This is a genomic window from Curtobacterium sp. VKM Ac-2884 (assembly GCF_015350945.1).
Taxonomy (GTDB): domain Bacteria; phylum Actinomycetota; class Actinomycetes; order Actinomycetales; family Microbacteriaceae; genus Curtobacterium.
Genome location: NZ_JADKSA010000004.1, coordinates 393,981 through 413,944, shown reverse-complemented (window position 1 = coordinate 413,944; position 19,964 = coordinate 393,981). Strand labels below are relative to the sequence as shown.

Below are 19,964 nucleotides of genomic sequence, written 5' to 3'. Positions count from 1 at the left end.
CCCGTGAGCGACCAGACCGCACTCCAGTACACCGCCGACCACGAGTGGCTCCTCGTCGAGGGCGACACCGTCACCGTCGGCATCACCGACCACGCCGCCGAGCAGCTCGGTGACGTCGTCTACGTCGAGCTCCCCGCAGTCGGCACCGCCACCACCGCGGGCGAGCAGATCGGCGAGATCGAGTCCACCAAGAGCGTCGGTGAGCTCTTCGCGCCGATCGAGGGCGAGGTCGTCGCGGTCAACGACGCCGTGGTCGACGCCCCCGACACGGTCAACCAGGACCCGTTCGGCACCGGCTGGCTCGTCAAGATCAAGGTCGACGGCACCTCGTTCCCCGAGGACCTGATGGACCACGACGCGTACCGGGCGTCCATCGCATGACCGGCCCCGACGACCAGCAGGAGTTCCAGAACCTGCAGACCTCGTTCGCCGACCGCCACATCGGCACCACCCCGGCCGACCAGCAGACGATGCTCGACACCGTGGGCCGGCCGTCGCTCGACGCCCTGGTCCGCGCCGCGATCCCGGAGTCGATCCACGCAGCACCCGTCACCGACTCGGTGATCCCCGCCGCCGTCGGCGAGACCGAGGCGCTCGCCGAACTCCGCGCCAAGGCCGGGCGCAACACCGTCCGCAGCGCCATGATCGGGCTCGGGTACCACGGCACCCACACCCCCGCCGTCATCCAGCGGAACGTGCTCGAGAACCCGAGCTGGTACACGGCCTACACGCCGTACCAGCCGGAGATCTCCCAGGGCCGGCTCGAGGCGCTCATCAACTTCCAGACGATGGTCTCCGACCTGACGGGCATGGCCACCGCCGGCGCCTCGATGCTCGACGAGGGCACCGCCGTGGTCGAGGGCATGCTCCTCGCCCGCCGCGCCTCCAAGGTGAAGGGCGACGCGTTCCTGGTCGACGACGACCTGCTGCCGCAGACCCGCGCGCTGCTCGACCACCGCGCCGACGCCGTCGGCATCACGCTGCGTGCGTTCGACCCCGTCACCGGGCCGACCGACGAGCAGCTCGACGGCGTCTTCGGCGTGATCGTGCAGTACCCCGGTGCCTCCGGCCGGATCGTCGACCCGTCGTCGATCATCGAGCGCGTCCACGCCGGTGGCGGCATCGCCGTCGTCGCGGCCGACCTGCTCGCCATGACCCTGCTCGCCAGCCCCGGTGACCTGGGTGCCGACGTCGCCGTGGGGACGAGCCAGCGCTTCGGCGTCCCGCTCGGCTTCGGCGGCCCGCACGCCGGCTACCTCGCCGTGCGCGCCGGGCTCGAACGCCAGCTGCCCGGTCGCCTGGTCGGGGTGTCCTTCGACGCCGACGGGGCGATGGCCTACCGCCTCAGCCTGCAGACCCGCGAGCAGCACATCCGCCGCGAGAAGGCGACGAGCAACATCTGCACCGCGCAGGTCCTGCTCGCCGTGATGGCCTCGATGTACGCCGTCTACCACGGGCCCGAGGGGCTGCGCTTCATCGCGAACCGGGTCGCCCGGACGACGTCGGCGCTCGCCGCGGTCGCCCGCGACGCCGGGCTCGAGGTCGTGCACGACGCGTTCTTCGACACGCTCACCCTGCGGGCCACCGGTCGCGCCGGGGCGGTCGTCGCCGCAGCGCAGGACGCCGACTTCCTGCTGCACCAGGTGGACGAAGACGTGTTCCAGCTCTCCGTCGACGAGACGACCACGCCCGACGACGTCACCCGACTGGCGGGCGTGTTCGGGGCCGTGGACGTGACCGTCCCCGCGACCGAGGCGGCCGTGCGGGACGCGGCCACGGGCCTCCCGGCCGGTCTGCTGCGCGCGAGCGAGTACCTGACGCACCCCGTCTTCAGCGCCCACCGCAGCGAGACCCGCATGATGCGGTACCTGAAGCACCTGGCGGACAAGGACTACGCGCTCGACCGGGGCATGATCCCGCTCGGCAGCTGCACGATGAAGCTCAACGCGGCGACCGAGATGGCCGCGGTGACGTGGCCGGAGTTCGCGAACATCCACCCGTTCGCGCCGCGCGACGACATCGAGGGCTACCTCGACATGATCGGTGACCTGGAGTCCTGGCTGGCCGAGGTCACCGGGTACGACACCGTGTCCCTGCAGCCGAACGCGGGCAGCCAGGGCGAGCTCGCCGGACTCCTCGCGATCCGCGGGTACCACCTGGCGAACGGCGGCACCGAGCGCACCGTCTGCCTCATCCCGTCGAGCGCGCACGGTACGAACGCCGCGTCCGCGGTGCTCGCCGGCATGCAGGTCGTCGTGGTCGCCTGCGACGAGAACGGCAACGTCGACCTCGCCGACCTCCGCGCGAAGACGGAACAGCACGCCGACACCCTCGCGGCGCTGATGATCACGTACCCGTCGACCCACGGCGTGTACGAGCACGACATCCGCGAGATCTGCGACGCCGTGCACGACGCCGGCGGCCAGGTCTACGTCGACGGCGCGAACCTCAACGCGCTGCTCGGCCACGCCCGCTTCGGCGACTTCGGCGGCGACGTCTCCCACCTCAACCTGCACAAGACCTTCTGCATCCCGCACGGCGGCGGCGGACCCGGTGTCGGTCCGGTCGCGGCGAAGGCGCACCTGGCGCCGTACCTGCCGGGGCACCCGTTCGCCCAGCAGGCCGACCGACGGCCCGGGTCGACCGCGGCCGAGGCCGACGACCGCCTGGCACACGCCGGCGGTCCGGTCAGCGCGGCACCGTACGGCAGCCCGAGCATCCTGCCCATCACGTGGACGTACGTCCGGATGATGGGGCTCGAGGGCCTCACCCGTGCGACCGAGGCAGCCGTGCTCGGGGCGAACTACATCGCGGCTCGACTGCGCGACGCGTTCCCGGTGCTCTACACGGGCGAGGACGGCCTCGTGGCGCACGAGTGCATCCTCGACCTGCGACCGTTGCGCGACACCACCGGCATCACCGTCGACGACGTCGCGAAGCGCCTGGTCGACTACGGCTTCCACGCCCCGACCATGTCGTTCCCGGTCGCCGGCACCCTGATGGTGGAGCCGACCGAGAGCGAGGACCTGGCCGAGCTCGACCGGTTCGTCGACGCGATGCTCGCCATCCGTGCCGAGGCCTCGGCCGTGGAGCGCGGGGAGTGGCCGGCGGACGACAACCCGCTCGTGCACGCCCCGCACACGGCGTCGTCGGTGATCTCGGGGGAGTGGGCGCACGCCTACACCCGCGAGCAGGCCGTCTACCCGCTGCCGGGCATCAGTGGCCGCAAGTACTGGCCGCCGGTCCGCCGGATCGACCAGGCCTACGGCGACCGCAACCTGGTGTGCGCGTGCCCGCCGGTGGAGGCGTTCGCCTAGCGACCCGCGTCCACCGGTGTGACGGGCAGGTGCTCCGCCCACCACGCGAGGACGTGCTCGAACCGCTGCACGCGGTGCCACGGCGTGCCGGAGCGGGAGAGCTCGTGGCCCTCGCCCGGGAACACGAGGAACGACGCGTCGACCCCCGCGCGCCGGAGGGCCACGAACTGGCGCTGCCCCTGCTCGATCGGGCAGCGCCAGTCGGCTTCCGAGTGCGCGACCATGAACGGGATGGTGACCTGCGCGGCGTAGGTCAGCGGGCTCCGTCGACGCTGCTCTTCCGGGTCGGCGCCCACGTACGCGTCGGCGAAGTACCAACCGATGTCGGAACTGCCCGCGAACGAGTCCCACGCGTTCACGGCGCGCTCGCTCCACGCGGCGACGAACCGCTCGCCGTGGTGGGCGGCGACCCAGCTCGTCATGAACCCGCCGTACGAGCCGCCCATGATGCCGACGCGTGCCGCGTCGAGGTCGGGGCGCTCGAGCGCTGCGTCGAGCAGGGCGAGCACGTCGTCGACGTCGACGGTGCCCATCGCCCCGATGACCGCGCGGCCGTGGTCGAGCCCGTAGCCACCGGATCCGCGCGGGTTGCCGATGACCACGGCGTACCCGGCGCTGGCGTAGACCTGCGCCTCGTCGAAGAACGCCCAGGTGTCCTGGCCGAACGGTCCGCCGTGCACCACCCGGAGGACGGGGTGCGGCCCCTCGCCTTCGGGCAGGACGACCCAGCCGTGCACCGGGGTACCGTCCGGAGCGGTGCCGGTGAGCTCCTCGATGCGGCGGACACCGGGGGCCGATGCCTCGGACCGGAGCGGGGCCGCGTAGTCGGTGAGCGCCGTCGGGAGGGCATCGTCGGTCACGGTCAGGTCGACCACGTGGACCTCGCCGGGCGAGTCCGTCGTGGCAGCCGTGGCGACCAGGACGTCCCCGTCGACGTCGAAGCCCGAGACGACCAGACGGCCGCCGAGGACGACCCCGAGCTCGTCGAGCCGGAGCGGGGCCGTCGTGCCGGCGGGGACACGACGGACGGTGACGGTGCCGCGGTCGAGCACCTGCACGAGGACGTCGTCGCGGTGGAACGCCGGCGTCCCGGAGACGTCGACCGTCTCGCGGGCGGTCAGTCGGACCGGTTCGGAGTCGTGCGCCGCGACCCACAGCCCTTCGGGTTCGCCGACCAGCCGCCCGTCGCGGTGCGACGCCCCGACGTAGTGGACGGTGCCGTCCGAGGTGATCGCGATCGAGCTGACCGAGCCCTCGGTCCGGATCGCCAGCGCCATCGTGCCGTCGGACGTGTCGACGCGGTACAGGTCGTCGTCGTGGGTCTCACGCGCACCGAGGTCCCGCGGGGCGACGACGAGGAGCGCGCCGCCGTCCGGGTACCAGGCCGGTGCGGAGACCGAGCAGGGCGCGCTCGTGAGCGGGGAGTCCACCGGTGCCGCTGCGGGGTCGGTGACGTCGACGACCACGATCTGCTGCGGCTTGTCGAGCAGGTACCCCGTGCCGTCGACGTGGAAGTCGAGTCGGGACACGAGCCGCGGCGCCTCGGCGTCCGCCGCCGGACGACGGTCGCCGCCGGGGACCTCGGAGCCGTAGCGGCCGGGTTCGGGGAAGCGTGCGGTCACGGCGACGCGTGTCGAGTCGGGCGACCAGACCGGGGTGCCGGCGCCGAGCGGCAGGGCGGTGACCACGCGGGCCTCGCCGCCGTGCACCGGCGCCACGGCGAGCTGCGGGTGTGCGACGCCGTGGTCGTCCTCGACGGACCGGAGGAAGGCGAGGGCGCGACCGTCGGGGGACAGGGCCGGCGACGAGTCGCGGTCGCCGGACGTCCAGCGGACCGCGCCCTCGGTGGTCACGCGTTCGATGGTGCTGCGGTACGCGTCCTGGTCGAGGTCCGGACGGGCGACCGCGACGAAGGCCGCTCCGCCGTTCCCGGGATCACCGCTGACGGTGGGGGAGGAGGGGACGTGGAGATGGGGGATGTCGTTCGCGAGCACGTGTTCACGGTACGGCTGGTGCGGCGCCGATGCCCGGGTCCTGAGGCGGCCTCGGAACAGGTCTTCCTTGCACAGAACTGTGTCGCAGTGCAACGAATTTCATGCAGATGCAACAAAAGCGCGAGGGCGTTCAGCAAGCGCGCGAATCTTGCATCTTCTCGCAAGGATCGTGCAAGTTGGTTACCGGCTTGTAACCGTTCGCTCCAGGGTTTGGAGGCTGCTGTCCACCTTGCCTACAGTGCAGATGTCAAACGCGCCCGGGTGACACCGCTGTGCCCTTGCGCGTCCCATGCACCAGGAGGAACCTTGATCAAGAAGCGCGCCGGGCTTGCAGCCCTCGCCGTGCTCGGGGCCACAGCACTCGCCCTGACCGCCTGCTCCAGCAACAGCAACAGTGGGGGTGGCTCGGGCTCGTCCAACGCCTCCGGCATCGTCACGACCAACGGCAGCGAGCCGCAGAACCCGCTGATCCCGTCGAACACCACCGAGACCGGTGGCGGCAAGATCATCGACTCGCTCTTCGAGGGCCTCGTGTCCTACGACGCCGACGGCAAGTCCGTCAACGAGGTCGCGAAGAGCATCGACACCGATGACTCGAAGACCTTCGACATCAAGCTGAACACGAACTACACGTTCACGAACGGCGAGAAGGTCACCGCGGAGTCCTTCACCAAGGCCTGGAACTGGGCCGCGCAGAAGTCGAACGCCCAGGGCGCCAGCTACTTCTTCGAGAACATCGAGGGCTACGACGCCGACAAGGACTCGGAGCTCACGGGCCTCAAGGTCGTCGACGACGACGAGTTCACCGTCACGCTGAAGTCGGCCCAGTCGGACTTCCCGCTGTCGCTCGGCTACTCGGCGTTCGTGCCGCTGCCGTCCTCGTTCTACGACGACACCAAGGCGTTCGGTGAGAACCCGATCGGCAACGGTCCGTACAAGCTCGACGGCAAGAAGGCCTGGACGCACAACCAGTCCATCAAGCTCGTCACCAACAAGGACTACGAGGGCAAGCGCAAGCCGAAGAACGGTGGTCTGACGATCACGTTCTACGCATCGCAGGACACCGCGTACTCCGACGCGCAGGGCGGCAACCTCGACGTCCTCGACGCCGTGCCGGACAGCGCCTTCAAGACGTACAAGTCGGACTTCCCGGACTCGAACGTCAACCAGCCGGCCGCCATCTTCCAGGCGATCTACCTGCCGTACTACCTCGACCACTGGAAGGGCGAGGAAGGCACGCTGCGTCGTGAGGCCGTCTCGATGGCCATCAACCGCAAGCAGATCACCGACAAGATCTTCGACGGCACGCGCACCCCGGCGAAGGACTTCACGTCGCCGGTCATCGCGGGCTGGAACGACGACCTCGACGGCTCCGACGTCCTGGACTACAACGAGTCCGAGGCCAAGAAGCTGTGGGCCGAGGCCGACAAGATCTCGAAGTACGACGACACCCTCACCATCACGTACAACGCCGACGGTGGGCACGAGGCGTGGGTGACCGCGGTCACGAACTCGATCTCGAACACGCTCGGCATCAAGGCCGAGGGCAACGCGATCCCGACGTTCCAGGAGGCGCTCGACCTCCAGACGAACGACAAGCTCACGGGCGGCAGCCGCACCGGTTGGCAGGCCGACTACCCGTCGCTGTACAACTTCCTCGGCCCGACCATGGGTGAGGGCTCGTCGAACAACTACTCGCGGTACGACTCCAAGGAGTACAACGAGCTGCTCGCCGAGGGCCGTTCGGCCGCCACGGTCGAAGAGGGCAACAAGGCCTTCGACCAGGCCCAGGAGCTCCTGTTCAAGGACCTCCCGGAGATCCCGCTCTGGTACTCGAACGTCACCGGTGTCTGGAACGCCGACAACGTGTCCAACGTGAAGTTCGGTTGGAACTCGGTGCCGCTGTACTACGACATCGAGGTCAAGAAGTAACACCGCTCTCCTCGAGAGCACCGCGTGGGCAGGTATCCTGCCTCGCGACCACCGGACGGGGGTTCGGGGACCGCAACGGTCCCCGAACCCCCGTACCACGGCGGCAACACCTTCCCCCACCACATCGGGCGCCGCCGCCCGAACCGGACATCCGTGCCGACCCTCGGAACGTCCACCCCTCACCACAATGAACCTGATCGACATCGCTCCGGACCGGGCAGGGATCTGATGCTCTGGTACCTCGGAAAGCGCCTCCTGCAACTCATCCCCGTGTTCTTCGGGGCCACGTTCCTCATCTACTTCATGGTGTTCTCGCTGCCCGGCGACCCCATCGCAGCGCTGTTCGGCGACCGCCAGCCGTCGCCGCAGGTCATCGAGACCCTGCGCCAGCAGTACAACCTGGACAAGCCGTTCATCGTCCAGTACCTGCTCTGGATCGGCGGCGTGTTCCGTGGCGACCTCGGTGTGACCTACTCCGGTCTGCCGGTCAGCCAGCAGCTCGCCTCCGCGTTCCCGATCACCGCTCGTCTCGCGATCCTCGCGCTCGTGTTCGAGGCCGTCGCCGGCATCGTCGTCGGTGTCATCGCGGGTCTGCGCAAGGGCAAGCTGTTCGACGCCACCGCGCTCGTCGTCTCGCTCCTGCTCATCTCGGTGCCGACCTTCGTCGTCGGGTTCGTGCTGCAGTACGTGTTCGGCATCAAGCTCGGGTTGTTCCGGGTCACGGTGTCCGGGCAAGCGCCCTGGGACGAACTGATCCTGCCGGCGATCGTCCTGGCGTCGGTGTCGTTCGCCTACATCGTGCGGCTCACCCGCGCGAGCGTGGCCGAGAACACCACGGCGGACTTCGTGCGCACCGCGACCGCGAAGGGCCTGCCCCGTCGTCGTGTGGTGGGCGTGCACATCTTCCGGAACTCGCTCATCCCCGTGGTGACCTACCTGGGTGTCGACATCGGCAACCTGATGGTCGGTGCGATCGTCACCGAGGGCATCTTCAACATCAACGGTGTCGGCGGCACGGTCTTCCGCGCCGTCAAGCTCGGCGAGGGCCCGACGGTGGTCTCCTTCGTCGCCGTGATGGTCATCATCTTCATGCTCGCCAACCTCCTGGTGGACCTGCTCTACGCCGTCCTGGACCCGAGGATCCGCTATGCCAAGTAACGCCGCACCCCGCTCGGCGACGCACTTCGTCGCCCCGCTCGAGGAAACGCCCCTGCAGGCGATCGACCAGGTCAACGAGGACGAGAAGACCCGTTCCCTGTGGACCGACGCCTGGGAGTCCATGCGGACCCGTCCGACGTTCTGGATCTCCTCGATCCTGATCCTGCTGATCATCGTGGTCGCGGTCTTCCCGGGGCTCTTCGCCCACGTCGACCCGCGTGCGTCGAACCTCGACAACAGCGACGGCGGACCCGAGGCCGGGCACATCCTCGGCTTCACGCGTCAGGGTTCCGACGTCTACGCCCGCGTGATCTGGGGCGCCCAGAACTCGCTCATCGTCGGCATCGTCGCGACGGTCCTGGTGTCGCTCGTCGGCATCGTGATCGGTGCGCTGGCCGGCTTCTACGGCGGCTGGCTCGACACGATCGTGTCCCGCATCGGTGACATCTTCTTCTCGATCCCCACCGTCCTCGGTGCGATCGTGATCATGTCGGTCATCCCCGCGCGGAACGCGATCACCGTCGCGCTCGTGCTCGCTGCGTTCGCCTGGCCGCAGATCGCCCGCATCATGCGTGGTGCCGTCCTGAGCGCCAAGCAGGCCGACTACGTCATGGCGTCGGCGGCCCTGGGCGTCAGCCGGTTCAAGACGCTCGTGCGCCACGTCATCCCGAACTCGCTGGCTCCGGTCATCGTGGTCGCGACCGTGTCGCTCGGCACGTTCATCGTGGCCGAGGCGACCCTGTCGTTCCTCGGCATCGGACTGCCGCCGTCGGCCCTCAGCTGGGGTCTCGACATCGGCACGGCGCAGACGTCGATCCGCACCAACCCGTCGACGATCTTCTGGCCGTCGGCCGCGCTGTCCATCACCGTGCTCGCGTTCCTGCTCCTCGGTGACGTGGTGCGCGACGCGCTCGACCCGAAGGCGAGGGCCCGCCGATGAGCGAGACGCTGACCAACCCCACCGGCCGACGCACCAACGCCGACGGCGCTCCGCTGCTCGAGATCCGCGACCTGCAGGTCGGCTTCAAGACGCAGTCCGGTCTCGTGCAGGCCGTACGCAGTGTCGACCTCACCCTCGAGCAGGGCGAGCGTCTGGCCATCGTCGGCGAGTCCGGTTCCGGCAAGTCGACGAGCGCCCAGGCGATCATCAAGCTGCTGCCCGGCACCGGCCAGGTCACCGGCGGGTCGATCAAGTTCAACGGGCGCGAGCTCGTCGGGCTGAGCGACAAGGAGATGTCCGAGATCCGCGGGAAGGAGATCGGCTACGTCCCGCAGGACCCGATGTCGAACCTCAACCCGCTGTGGTCGATCGGTTTCCAGGTCGAGGAGGCGATCCGTGCGAACGGCATGGCCACCGGCAAGAAGGCCGTCCGCGACCGCGCGATCGAGGTCCTGAAGGAAGCCGGCCTCGGCGACGCCTCGACCCGCCTCAAGCAGTACCCGCACGAGTTCTCCGGCGGTATGCGGCAGCGCGTGCTCATCGGCATCGGTCTGTCGAGCCGCCCGCAGCTGCTCATCGCCGACGAGCCGACGAGTGCGCTCGACGTCACGGTCCAGCGCGTCATCCTCGACCACCTCGAGAGCCTGACCCGCGACTTCGGCACCTCGGTGCTGTTCATCACGCACGACCTCGGCCTCGCCGCCGAGCGCGCCGAGAAGCTCGTCGTGATGTACAAGGGCCAGGTCGTCGAGGCCGGTCCCTCGAAGGAGATCCTGGCCAACCCGCAGCACCCGTACACGCAGCGCCTGGTCGCTGCGGCGCCCTCGCTCGCAAGCCGCCGCATCCAGTCGAAGGTGCAGCACGAGCGCATCGAGATCGCCGACGCCGGCAGCGACGACGCCGAGCTCATCGCCCGGGCGCAGGAGCGAGAGCACCGTCCGGCCGAGGACCTCATCGTGGTGAAGAACCTCGAGAAGATCTACAAGCTGCGTGGCAAGAGCCTCGCCACCCGCGAGCTCAAGGCCGTGGACGACGTGTCGTTCGCGATCCCGAAGGGCACCACCACGGCGCTCGTCGGCGAGTCCGGCTCGGGCAAGTCGACCGTCGCCAAGCTGGTGCTGCAGCTCGAGAGCATCTCGAGCGGCACCGTGCAGTTCGACGGCATCGACATCGGCGCGCTGAAGGGCAAGGACCTCTTCGACTTCCGCCGCCGCGTGCAGCCGGTGTTCCAGGACCCGTACGGCTCGCTGGACCCGATGTACAACGTCGGGAACACGATCGCCGAGCCGCTCGCCACGCACAAGGTGGGCGACAAGGCGTCGCGTCGGGCCCGCGTGCTCGAGCTGCTCGACCAGGTCGCGCTGCCGAAGTCGATGGTCAACCGCTACCCGAACGAGCTCTCGGGTGGGCAGCGGCAGCGCATCGCCGTCGCCCGCGCGCTCGCACTCAAGCCGGAGGTCATCGTCCTCGACGAGGCCGTCTCCGCGCTCGACGTGCTCGTGCAGGGGCAGATCCTCGACCTGCTGACGGAGCTGCAGACCGAACTCGGCCTGACCTACCTGTTCATCACGCACGACCTGGCGGTCGTCCGCCTCGTCGCGGACAACGTGTGCGTCATGCGCCAGGGCAAGATCGTCGAGAAGGCGACGACCGACGAGGTCTTCGCCGCCCCGAAGGAGCAGTACACGAAGGACCTCCTGGCCGCCATCCCCGGCGCCGGGTTCGAGTTCGGACGCTGATCCTGCTGGACACGAACGAGGCCGGACGTCCCGTCGTCCTCCGCGCTGGTCGCGGAGGCGCCGTGGCGGCCGGCCTCGTCGCCGTCCTGGGCCTCTTCCTGCTGGTCGACGCGGCGGTGCGCGGCAGCTGGATCGTGGTGCTCGACGCCGTCGGACCGATCGCCGTGCTCGTCTGGGTCCTGTGGGTGCTCACGTACCGCCCGTGCATCCGTATCGACGACACGGCCGTCACCGTCGTCAACCCGCTCCGCCGCACCGTGGTGCCTTGGCACGCGGTCGCTGACGTCAAGCTCCGCTGGCAGATCGTCATCGAGACGGTCGCGGGCCGTCGCGTGCAGTGTTGGGGCGGCCCGTCGCTGCCGCGGCCGAAGCCGGCCCGGCGCGGCGAGCGTGCTGTGCTGCGCCAGCCGGACGAGATGACCGTGCTGCTCGACCGGTGGGCTGAGCAGCGTGCCGTCGCCGGTGACGGCGACGCCGTGCGCGGCTGGGACCGCCCCGCCGTCATCGTCGGCGCGGTCGCGCTGGCGCTCCTCGTGGTCTCGCTGCTGAGCCTGACGCTGGGCGGCTGACGCGGCTCGCGATCGCGACGACGAGACGGACGGGAGGCCCGTTGCCAGCTGGCAACGGGCCTCCCGTCCGTCTGCTGGTCACGTCCACCACGTGACCCGCGTCGTCAGACGACCGCGCCGACCCGCTCGGTGAGCAGGTGCTCCTGGTCGGTCTGGATGCACGCGACGCCGCGGCCGTGCACGTCCTGCAGGCGCGGATCCACGGTGCGGCACTGTTCCTGCCGGCCCTCGTCGAGGAGCTGGTAGAGCGGGCAGCGGGTGCGGAACCGGCAGCCGTCGATGCGCTCCGTGGGCGAGGGCAGGTCGCCGTCGAGCAGGATCCGCCCGCGGGCGGCCTCGGCGGACGGGTCCGGCACCGGCACGGCCGACAGCAGCGCCCGCGTGTACGGGTGCTGCGGGTCGGAGAACACCTTGTCGCCGTCGCCGTACTCGACGATCCGCCCGAGGTACATGACCGCGACGTCGTCGGCGATGTGCCGGACGACGGACAGGTCGTGCGCGACGAACAGGTACGACAGGCCGAGGCGGTGCTTCAGGTCCTCGAGCAGGTTGATCACGCCGGCCTGCACCGAGACGTCGAGCGCCGAGACCGGCTCGTCGAGCACCAGGATCTTCGGCTCGACGATGAGCGCCCGCGCGATGCCGATGCGCTGCCGCTGGCCGCCGGAGAACTCGTGCGGGTACCGGTCGATGTAGCTCGGCTCGAGCCCGACGAGCTCGAGGACCTCGCGGACCCGGCGGCGGATCTCGTCCTTCGCGACGCCGTGCACCGTCAGCGGTTCACCGATCACCGAACCGATGTCGAGCCGGGGGTCGATCGACGCCATCGGGTCTTGGAACACGACCTGGATGTCGCGGCGGATCGCCAGGCGGTCCTTCTTCGACAGCGATGCGGTGTCGACGCCGTTCACCCGGATGGTGCCCTGCTGCGCGCCGGCGAGCTCGAGGATCTCCATGATCGTGGTGGTCTTGCCGCAGCCGGACTCACCGACCAGGCCGAGCACCTGCCCGCGCTTCAGCGTCAGGGAGATGCCGTCGACCGCGTGCACCTCGCCGATCTGCCGGCGGAAGAGCGCGCCCTTGGTGAGCGGGAACGTCTTGACGACGTCGGTGAGCTCGAGGACGACGTCGTCGCCGTGGTCGACCGCTGCCTCGGGGATGTCCTCGGGGCGGGGGAAGATCTCCGACCGCTCGAGGGTGCCCGCCGCGATCTCGTCGCGACGGATGCACGCAGCGGTGTGGTCGTCGAGCAGCGTGCCGTTGCCGATCGTCGGGACGGTCCCGGTCAGGACCGGGTTGTCGCCGCTCTGCGGGACGGTCGGCTCGACCAGCGCGGGCTCGCCGTCGCGGCAGGCGTCGAGGACCGCCGGGCAGCGGTCGGCGAACGGGCAGCCGGTCGGCTTCTGCGTGAGCAGGGGCGGGCGGCCCTCGAGCGGGACGAGTCGTTCGGTGCGGGCCGCGGTCATGTTCGGCATCGAGCGGAGGAGTCCGATCGTGTACGGCATGACGGGCTCGCGGAAGAGCGGCTCGACCGGTGCCGTCTCGACGATGCGGCCCGCATACATCACGGCGACGCGGTCCGCGTTGCCGGCGACGACACCGAGGTCGTGCGTGATCAGGACCACGGCGGCGCCGGTCATGTCCTTCGCCGTCTGCAGCACGTCGAGGATCTGCGCCTGGATCGTGACGTCGAGCGCGGTGGTCGGCTCGTCGGCGATGATCAGCTTCGGGTCGTTCGCGATGGCGATGGCGATCATCGCGCGCTGCCGCATGCCGCCGGAGAACTCGTGCGGGAACGCGTCGAGGCGCCGAGCGGGGTTCGGGATGCCGACGACGCGCAGCAGCTCCTCGGCGCGGGTGCGGGCGGCGTGCTGGGTGAGGGAGCGGTCGTGCAGTCGCAGCCCCTCGATGATCTGCTGGCCGATCGTGTACACGGGCGTCAGGGCGGACAGCGGGTCCTGGAACACCATCGCGATGTCGCCGCCGCGCAGGCGGGACATCTCGCGGTCGTTCTTGCCCAAGAGCTCTTGGCCGTCGAAGCGGATGCTGCCCTCGACGTGGGCGGACGACGGGAGCAGACCCATCACGGCCATCGAGGACACCGACTTGCCGGAGCCGGACTCGCCGACGATCCCGAGGAACTCGCCGGGGGCCACCGTGTAGTCGACCCCGCGGACGGCGTAGACGGGCTTGGTCTTCGGGTTGAACGTGACCGACAGGTCGGACACGGTCAGCAGCGGCTCAGTCACGGTTGGCTCCGGAGGTGGGGTCGATGGCGTCGCGCAGGGCGTCGCCGAGCAGGCTGGTCGAGAGCACGGTCGCGACGAGGGTCGCGGCGGGCAGGACGAACAGCCACGGGCGGGTGACGGCGGACTGGCTGCCGGCGGCGAGCAGGGTGCCGAGCGAGACGTCGGGGATCTGGATGCCGAAGCCGAAGAAGCTCAGCGAGCTCTCCGCCAGGATCGCGGCCCCGACGCCGAGCGTCGCGTCGATGATGAGCAGGGACGCCACGTTCGGCAGGATGTGCCGTCGGATGATCGTGAACGCCGGGACGCCCATGAAGCGGGCGGCCTTGACGTAGTCGCGTTCGCGCAGGGACATCGTCTGGCCGCGGATCACGCGGGCCATCACCATCCAGCTGAACACCGCGAGGCCGACGATGAGCGCCACCCACGTCAGGTTCTTGAACACCGGGCTGAGGAGCACGAGCGCGTAGAACGAGGGGATCACGAGCAGCAGGTCGATGACCCACACGAGCACGCGGTCCACGGTGCCGCCGAAGTAGCCGGCGATCGCACCGACGATGCCGGCGATCAGCGTCGCGGCCGGACCGGCGATGAGGCCGATGAGCAGCGACTTCTGCAGGCCGACGAGCGTCTGCGCGTAGATGTCCTGGCCGATGTCGTTCGTGCCGAACCAGTGCGCGGCGCTCGGCGGCATGCCGAACGCCAGACCGTCGGAGTCGACGGCGTTCCAGTGGTACAGGTGCGGGCCGACGAAGGCCCACAGCAGGATGAGCAGCAGGGCGCCGCCACCGATGCGGGCACGCCAGGTGCCGAACACCTTGCGCCAGAGCGGCGTGCGGCCGCCCTTGACCTCGATGACGTGCGCCGGGGTGCCGGCGTTGCCGTCACCGGGGTCGCCGGCGGTGGTCGTGGTCGTGGGGTCGAGAACAGACACGGGTCACACCCTCACTCGCGGGTCGAGCGCGGCGTAGAGCAGGTCCGCGAGGGTTCCTGCGATGAGCACGAGGATCGCCGTGAAGAGGATCGTGCCCGAGGCCGCGTTGATGTCGTTGTTGGTGATGCCCTGGACGAAGTACTCGCCCATGCCGTGCCAGCTGAAGACCAGCTCGGTGATGCTCGCGCCGGTCAGGATCAGCCCGAACGAGTACGCGAAGAACGTCGACATCGGGATGAGGGCGACGCGGACGCCGTGGCGCATGATGGCCGATCCGCGCGTCCGGCCCTTCGACCGCGCGGTGCGGATGAAGTCGTTCGACAGCACGTCGAGCATCGCGGAGCGCTGGTACCGCGAGTACGTGGCGACGGCGCCGATGGTCAGCGAGATCGTGGGTAACAACAGGTGGATCAGCCGGTCGCCGAGCACCGGGAAGAACCCGTTCACCCCCGGCGTGTACTCACCCGTGAACCGGATCACCTGGGTGCCGAGCCCCTGGTTCATCGCGGTCGCGAGGATCATCAGGACGACCGCGATGACGAAGGTCGGGGTGGCGAGCACGGCGAACGACAGGTACGTCGAGACCTGGTCCGACGTGCGGTACTGGCGGACGGCGTTCCACACGCCGAGCAGCACCCCGAGGATCGCGCCGAGCAGGGTGCCGATGACCAGCAAGCGCAGGCTCGTGCCGGAGCGGGCGACGATGTCGGCCGTGACCTCGGTGCCGCGGGTGCTCATGCCGAGCGAACCGTGCGTCACGAGGTTCGACCACCAGGTCCACGTCCGGACGATGAGCGGGGTGTCCGGATCGGCACCGAGCTTCCGCAGGGACGCGTCGATCGTGCCCTGGGGCACGGCCGGGTTGCGGCCCAGGAACCGGGCAGCCGGGTTCAGCGTGCTGCTGGCGAGGATGTAACCGAGGGTCGTCGCGACGATCGTCAGGACGATGTAGTTGACGATCCGCTTTGCGATGAAGGCAAGCATGTACTGGGACCTCGTGGGGTGCGGCCGTCCGTCCGGACGGCGTTGTCGGTGGCGACAGGTTAGCCGCTCGCGACGGAGGGGTGGGACTTCCGTTGTGACGCTATGCAACATTCGTTACGAGCATGTTTCGATTCCCCACATCAACCCTTGTGGAGCCTTCGGATGTGACTAGGGTTCTCAACCAACAGGCGTGGCGGCGGGGGTCGCCGCGTTCCAGCGCGAACTGCGCGAACCACAACGAAAGGGAATCCTCGCCATGCGAAAGAGGATCAAGGGCATCGCCGTGCTGGCCACCGCTGCGGCTGCGGCCGTCGTGCTGGCCGGCTGCTCCGGCGGTGGACAGGCGGGCAACAGCAGCTCCGCGGTCGCCGAGTCGTCGCTGAAGTCGACCGGCTGGACCGTCGCGGACCGCGCGGACGTCAAGGACGGCGGGTCGATCACCCTGCCGATCGACACCGCTCCGGCGAACTTCCAGATCAACAACCTCGACTCCGGAACCGTCGACGACCAGACGATCTCCGGTGCGTACCTGCCGGGCTTCATCCAGTTCAAGGAGAACGGCGAGTGGGAGGTCAACAAGGACTTCGCGACCTCGGTCGAGCTGACCAAGGACTCACCCCAGACCGTCGAGATCAAGATCAACCCGAAGGCCGTGTGGTCTGACGGGACCCCGATCAGCGCGAAGGACGTCATCGCCAACTGGAAGGCGCTGAACGGCACGAACAAGGCCTTCGCGCCCCTCGCCACCAACGTGTGGGAGGACGTCGACTCGGTCAAGCAGGGCTCGGACGAGCGCGACGTCATCATGACGTTCTCGAAGACGAACGCCGACTGGGCGAGCGTCCTGGGCTCCATCTACCCGTACTGGGCCGTCGACACCCCCGAGCACTTCAACACCGCCTGGGCCAAGGGCCCGTACGCCGCTGACGGCAAGACCTACGTCTCCGGTGGCCCGTACATCGTGAAGTCCTTCGACGCCAACGGCGGCGTCCTCACGTTCGAGAAGAACTCGAAGTGGTGGGGCGACCCGGGCAAGCTCGACACCATCGTCTTCAAGACGGTCTCGCGTGACGGTGTCGCGCAGGCGTACGGCAACAAGGAACTCGACGCGTTCAACCTGAACGGCAGCGCCGACAACCTCAAGACGGCGAACTCCCGCTCCGACTCGAAGATCGAGCGCTCGCTCGGCACCACGCAGCGGCAGATCACGCTGAACGGCACCTCGGACGTCTTCAAGGACCAGGACGTGCGCCAGGCGTTCGCCCAGGCCATCAACCGCAAGGTCCTCGCTCAGGCGATCCTGTCGCCGGTGAAGAGCCCGGGTGACGTGCTCAACAACCTGACGTACCTGCCCGGTCAGGAGGGGTACAAGGACGACGTCTCGTCGGTCTACGGCTACAGCACCGACAAGGCGAAGTCGAAGCTCGAGGACGCCGGCTGGAAGGTCGGTTCGGACGGCTACGCGACCAAGGGCGGCAAGGAACTCGACGTCCGCTTCGTGATCCCGTCGGACAACCCGAACTCGGCGAACGTCGCGCAGCTCGTGCAGCAGCAGACGAAGCTCGCCGGCTTCAAGGTCACGATCGACACCGTCCCCTCGGACGACTTCTTCACGAAGTACATCACCACCGACGGCCGTGACTTCGACGCCACGTACTTCGCGTGGCAGGGCACGCCGTTCCCGATCTCGTCGCTCAAGTCGATCTACTACCCCGCCGACGCCGGCCAGAACTACACCGGCGTGACGGACGACTCGCTCGGCGCGGCATGGGACAAGGCGAACGCCGAGCTCGACGCCGACGCCCGCATCAAGGACGCGCAGGCGATCGACAAGAAGATCGTCGCCGTCGCCGGCACCATCCCGCTGTTCGCCGAGCCGTACGCCTGGGGTGTGCGCAAGGACCTCGTGAACTACGGGCCCGCGCAGTTCCAGCAGTACTCGGTCAAGTGGCAGGACGTGGGCTACACCAAGTAGTCCCGCGGTCGCACGACCCGCAACGACACCCTCGACGTCGCACGACGTCGGGGGTGTCGTTCTGCGTCGGCGGGGGAGCGGACGCCGGGACGCTACATCCGGGCCGCCGCCAGCGACGCCGCGATCCCGAGCACGACGAACGCCAGGACCGTCCAGCCGTGCACCCGGTGGGTGATCGGCGCCGCCGTCACGGTCGCGGGCGGCGGACCGTCCTGCGGAGCCGGGGCGGGTACGAGGGCCAGCATCCGCGCGGCCGCAGCGTCGACGTCGAGGTGATCCGGGCCTCCCGGTCGGCCCTGGACCTGGGCGGTGAGCCGCGCGGTCGGGCGCGTCGCGATCCAGACGCGGCGGACGCCCTCGCTCGTGACGACCTCGATGCCGTACTTGGTGCGCACCTCGGTGACACGCGACCACGTGTAGGTGCTGGTGCGGCGGACGTCCACGATCCGCAGGTGCTCGGGGGTCAGCTCGATGCGCGGACGCCAGAGCGCGGCCCACGCCACGAACGCGATGCAGATGCTCGGGACCGGGACGAGCCACGGGGTGCTGCCACCGAGCAGGGCCACGGGAACGAGCGCCACCGCGACGACCCAGAGGACGATGGCGAGACGGCGGAGGCCCGGGGCGACGATGGTGGTGTGCACCGGACGAGGTTACGAGATGCCTCCCCGGAGACGCCCGGGGAGCGGGTGTGACACACCAGCGCGTATCTCCGGACGACCCGATTCCCCGGGGAGGCAGATCCTGCGTGGACCTCTCGTGCCGACAATGGTCGTCGCCCCCAGTTCGGGTGTCAATACCCCATGGCGACGGATTCCGGGATTCCCCACGCCGGGAGCGGCCGAAGCCGCGGGGTCCGCGGGATCCGCGGGGTCCGGTTACGAGACCAGCAGTTCGATCTGTTCACGGATGGTCTCGGCCTTCGGGAACCGCAGACCGACCAGCCCGACGTGCCGCCACCGCACGATGCCGTCGGGGCCGATCACGAACACCGATCGGCGAAGTCCGATCCCCGGCGCACGCACGCCGTAGTCGCGGATCACCGAGCCGGCCGTGTCGCTCAGCAGGGGGAAGGTGAGCGAGGAGCCGCGCGCGAACGTCTCGTGCGAGTCGAGGGCCTGCGGGCTGATGCCCCACACCACGGCGCCCAGTTCGTCGAACTCGTCGAGCTCCGCCTGGTAGCTGCACAGCTGCGCGGTGCAGACGGCCGTCGCGTCGCCGGGGTAGAAGGCGAGCACCACGGTCCGGCCGATCTCCGACGACAGGTCGTACTCGTCGTCGGTGCGGACCCCGTCGCGGACGATCATGCCCGGCAGGGTGAACGTCGGCGCGGACTCGCCGACCTCGGGGATGCTCATGTGCTCACGCTACGAGAACAACCGGGGGAACGCGCTCGCGACCCAGGGGTAACCGACGAACACCGCGGCGTCGAGCAGGCAGTGCGTGATGATCAAGGGCATCAGGCGGCCCCACTTCGTGTAGATCCAGCCGAACACGATGCCCATCACGGCGTTGCCGACGAACGCGCCGAAGCCCTGGTACAGGTGGTAGCTCCCGCGCAGCAGTGCCGTCGACAGGATCACCTGCCACCGCCCCCAGCCCAGGTCGCCGAGCCGGGCGTAGAGGTACCCGATCACGATGACCTCCTCCTGCAGGCCGGAGCGGATCGCGGACAGCAGCAGGACCGGCACCGTCCACCAGTACGAGTTCAGGGCAGCGGGGTCCACGTTCACCGTGATGCCGAGCGCACGCCCGGCGAAGTACAGGGCGAGCCCCGGGATCCCGATGCACAGCGCGATGAGCGCCGGACCGCCCAGGTCGGGCTTCACCCGGAACCGGTCGATGCCGAGCCGGGACAGGTGCGGGCGGGACGTGCTCCACAGCAGGAAGCAGACGAGCGCGACCGGTGCCAGGTCCACTGCGATGCCGAGCAGCTGCCGGGCCAGGTCGACGTACTGCACCGTCGTCGACGACGTGTTGAGCGCCGTGGACTGCTCGCCGAGCGGCGTCGTCTGCGACAGGTCGTCGATGATCTGGAGGATCGAGTACAGCGCGCTGGCACCCAGTGAGAGCAGCAGCACGATGGTGATCTCGACCCACGTTCGCCGTCGGCTCATCTGCTGTACTCCTGACGGTTGCGAACTACCGGTAGACTGGCGTGTCGGGCGTTCTGCCC

Annotated in this window: 15 protein-coding genes; 8 read left to right on the top strand and 7 right to left on the bottom strand. The window is 69.3% G+C overall.

Annotated elements, in window-relative coordinates; all coding sequences use genetic code 11:
- The first annotated feature begins 3 nt into the window (after positions 1-3).
- Complete coding sequence (gcvH, locus tag ITJ60_RS13455) at positions 4-381, top strand: glycine cleavage system protein GcvH (protein ID WP_123294121.1); 378 nt, start codon at positions 4-6, stop codon at positions 379-381.
- The gene (gene gcvP / locus ITJ60_RS13450; protein ID WP_228510224.1) at positions 378-3,317 is read left to right on the top strand and encodes an aminomethyl-transferring glycine dehydrogenase; all 2,940 of its coding nucleotides are present in this window, start codon (positions 378-380) and stop codon (positions 3,315-3,317) included. The genes gcvH and gcvP overlap by 4 nt, the downstream gene beginning before the upstream one ends.
- Here gcvP and ITJ60_RS19350 read toward each other — a convergent pair.
- Positions 3,314-5,311, bottom strand: coding sequence for a prolyl oligopeptidase family serine peptidase (locus tag ITJ60_RS19350; protein ID WP_194648253.1), 1,998 nt, complete (start codon positions 5,309-5,311; stop codon positions 3,314-3,316). The two genes, gcvP and ITJ60_RS19350, sit on opposite strands and share 4 nt — an antisense overlap.
- Before the next feature lie 306 nt (positions 5,312-5,617).
- Between ITJ60_RS19350 and ITJ60_RS13440 the strand changes: the two genes are divergently transcribed.
- The 5 genes from ITJ60_RS13440 (at position 5,618) to ITJ60_RS13420 (ending at position 11,649) form a co-directional block, all read left to right on the top strand.
- The gene (locus ITJ60_RS13440) at positions 5,618-7,243 is read left to right on the top strand and encodes a peptide ABC transporter substrate-binding protein (RefSeq protein WP_194648252.1); all 1,626 of its coding nucleotides are present in this window, start codon (positions 5,618-5,620) and stop codon (positions 7,241-7,243) included.
- Between the two features lie 228 nt (positions 7,244-7,471).
- Positions 7,472-8,401: an ABC transporter permease gene (locus ITJ60_RS13435; protein ID WP_111084968.1), complete on the top strand. Its 930-nt coding sequence runs from the start codon at positions 7,472-7,474 to the stop codon at positions 8,399-8,401.
- Positions 8,391-9,341 carry an ABC transporter permease gene (locus ITJ60_RS13430; protein ID WP_111084969.1) on the top strand — a complete coding sequence of 317 codons (951 nt, stop codon included), beginning with the start codon at positions 8,391-8,393 and terminating at the stop codon, positions 9,339-9,341. The genes ITJ60_RS13435 and ITJ60_RS13430 overlap by 11 nt, the downstream gene beginning before the upstream one ends.
- Positions 9,338-11,080, top strand: coding sequence for a dipeptide ABC transporter ATP-binding protein (locus ITJ60_RS13425; protein ID WP_123340695.1), 1,743 nt, complete (start codon positions 9,338-9,340; stop codon positions 11,078-11,080). Before ITJ60_RS13430 ends, ITJ60_RS13425 begins: the two co-directional genes overlap by 4 nt.
- A gap of 62 nt (positions 11,081-11,142) precedes the next feature.
- Complete coding sequence (locus ITJ60_RS13420) at positions 11,143-11,649, top strand: PH domain-containing protein (protein ID WP_123340696.1); 507 nt, start codon at positions 11,143-11,145, stop codon at positions 11,647-11,649.
- 104 nt (positions 11,650-11,753) lie between these two features.
- On the opposite strand, the gene ITJ60_RS13415 is transcribed toward ITJ60_RS13420, so the two are convergent.
- The 3 genes from ITJ60_RS13415 to ITJ60_RS13405 are packed head-to-tail and all read right to left on the bottom strand — an operon-like array spanning position 11,754 to position 15,813.
- Positions 11,754-13,898, bottom strand: coding sequence for a dipeptide ABC transporter ATP-binding protein (locus tag ITJ60_RS13415; RefSeq protein ID WP_194648251.1), 2,145 nt, complete (start codon positions 13,896-13,898; stop codon positions 11,754-11,756).
- Complete coding sequence (locus tag ITJ60_RS13410) at positions 13,891-14,829, bottom strand: ABC transporter permease (RefSeq protein ID WP_123340697.1); 939 nt, start codon at positions 14,827-14,829, stop codon at positions 13,891-13,893. Before ITJ60_RS13410 ends, ITJ60_RS13415 begins: the two co-directional genes overlap by 8 nt.
- A 3-nt stretch (positions 14,830-14,832) precedes the next feature.
- Positions 14,833-15,813: an ABC transporter permease gene (locus ITJ60_RS13405; RefSeq protein ID WP_123340698.1), complete on the bottom strand. Its 981-nt coding sequence runs from the start codon at positions 15,811-15,813 to the stop codon at positions 14,833-14,835.
- A gap of 256 nt (positions 15,814-16,069) precedes the next feature.
- Here ITJ60_RS13405 and ITJ60_RS13400 point away from each other — a divergent pair, with 256 nt between their 5' ends.
- Entirely contained in the window at positions 16,070-17,788 is a 1,719-nt protein-coding gene (locus ITJ60_RS13400) for an ABC transporter family substrate-binding protein (protein WP_123340699.1), read from the top strand.
- A gap of 92 nt (positions 17,789-17,880) precedes the next feature.
- On the opposite strand, the gene ITJ60_RS13395 is transcribed toward ITJ60_RS13400, so the two are convergent.
- From ITJ60_RS13395 to ITJ60_RS13385, 3 genes are all read right to left on the bottom strand, one after another.
- On the bottom strand, positions 17,881-18,432 hold the full coding sequence (locus tag ITJ60_RS13395) for a PH domain-containing protein (RefSeq protein ID WP_194648250.1): 552 nt from the start codon (positions 18,430-18,432) through the stop codon (positions 17,881-17,883).
- Between the two features lie 234 nt (positions 18,433-18,666).
- Positions 18,667-19,146 carry a peroxiredoxin gene (locus ITJ60_RS13390; RefSeq protein ID WP_123673108.1) on the bottom strand — a complete coding sequence of 160 codons (480 nt, stop codon included), beginning with the start codon at positions 19,144-19,146 and terminating at the stop codon, positions 18,667-18,669.
- 9 nt (positions 19,147-19,155) lie between these two features.
- The gene (locus tag ITJ60_RS13385; protein ID WP_123294108.1) at positions 19,156-19,905 is read right to left on the bottom strand and encodes a CPBP family intramembrane glutamic endopeptidase; all 750 of its coding nucleotides are present in this window, start codon (positions 19,903-19,905) and stop codon (positions 19,156-19,158) included.
- Positions 19,906-19,964: the final 59 nt, after the last annotated feature.

Coding starts and splice junctions, on each gene's coding strand:
- ITJ60_RS13430 (WP_111084969.1), top strand. CDS start 8,391: ATGCCAAGTAACGCCGCACCCCGCTCGGCGACGCACTTCGTCGCCCCG.
- ITJ60_RS13385 (WP_123294108.1), bottom strand. CDS start 19,905: ATGAGCCGACGGCGAACGTGGGTCGAGATCACCATCGTGCTGCTGCTC.
- ITJ60_RS13400 (WP_123340699.1), top strand. CDS start 16,070: ATGCGAAAGAGGATCAAGGGCATCGCCGTGCTGGCCACCGCTGCGGCT.
- ITJ60_RS13425 (WP_123340695.1), top strand. CDS start 9,338: ATGAGCGAGACGCTGACCAACCCCACCGGCCGACGCACCAACGCCGAC.
- ITJ60_RS13435 (WP_111084968.1), top strand. CDS start 7,472: ATGCTCTGGTACCTCGGAAAGCGCCTCCTGCAACTCATCCCCGTGTTC.
- gcvP (WP_228510224.1), top strand. CDS start 378: ATGACCGGCCCCGACGACCAGCAGGAGTTCCAGAACCTGCAGACCTCG.
- ITJ60_RS13405 (WP_123340698.1), bottom strand. CDS start 15,813: ATGCTTGCCTTCATCGCAAAGCGGATCGTCAACTACATCGTCCTGACG.
- ITJ60_RS13390 (WP_123673108.1), bottom strand. CDS start 19,146: ATGAGCATCCCCGAGGTCGGCGAGTCCGCGCCGACGTTCACCCTGCCG.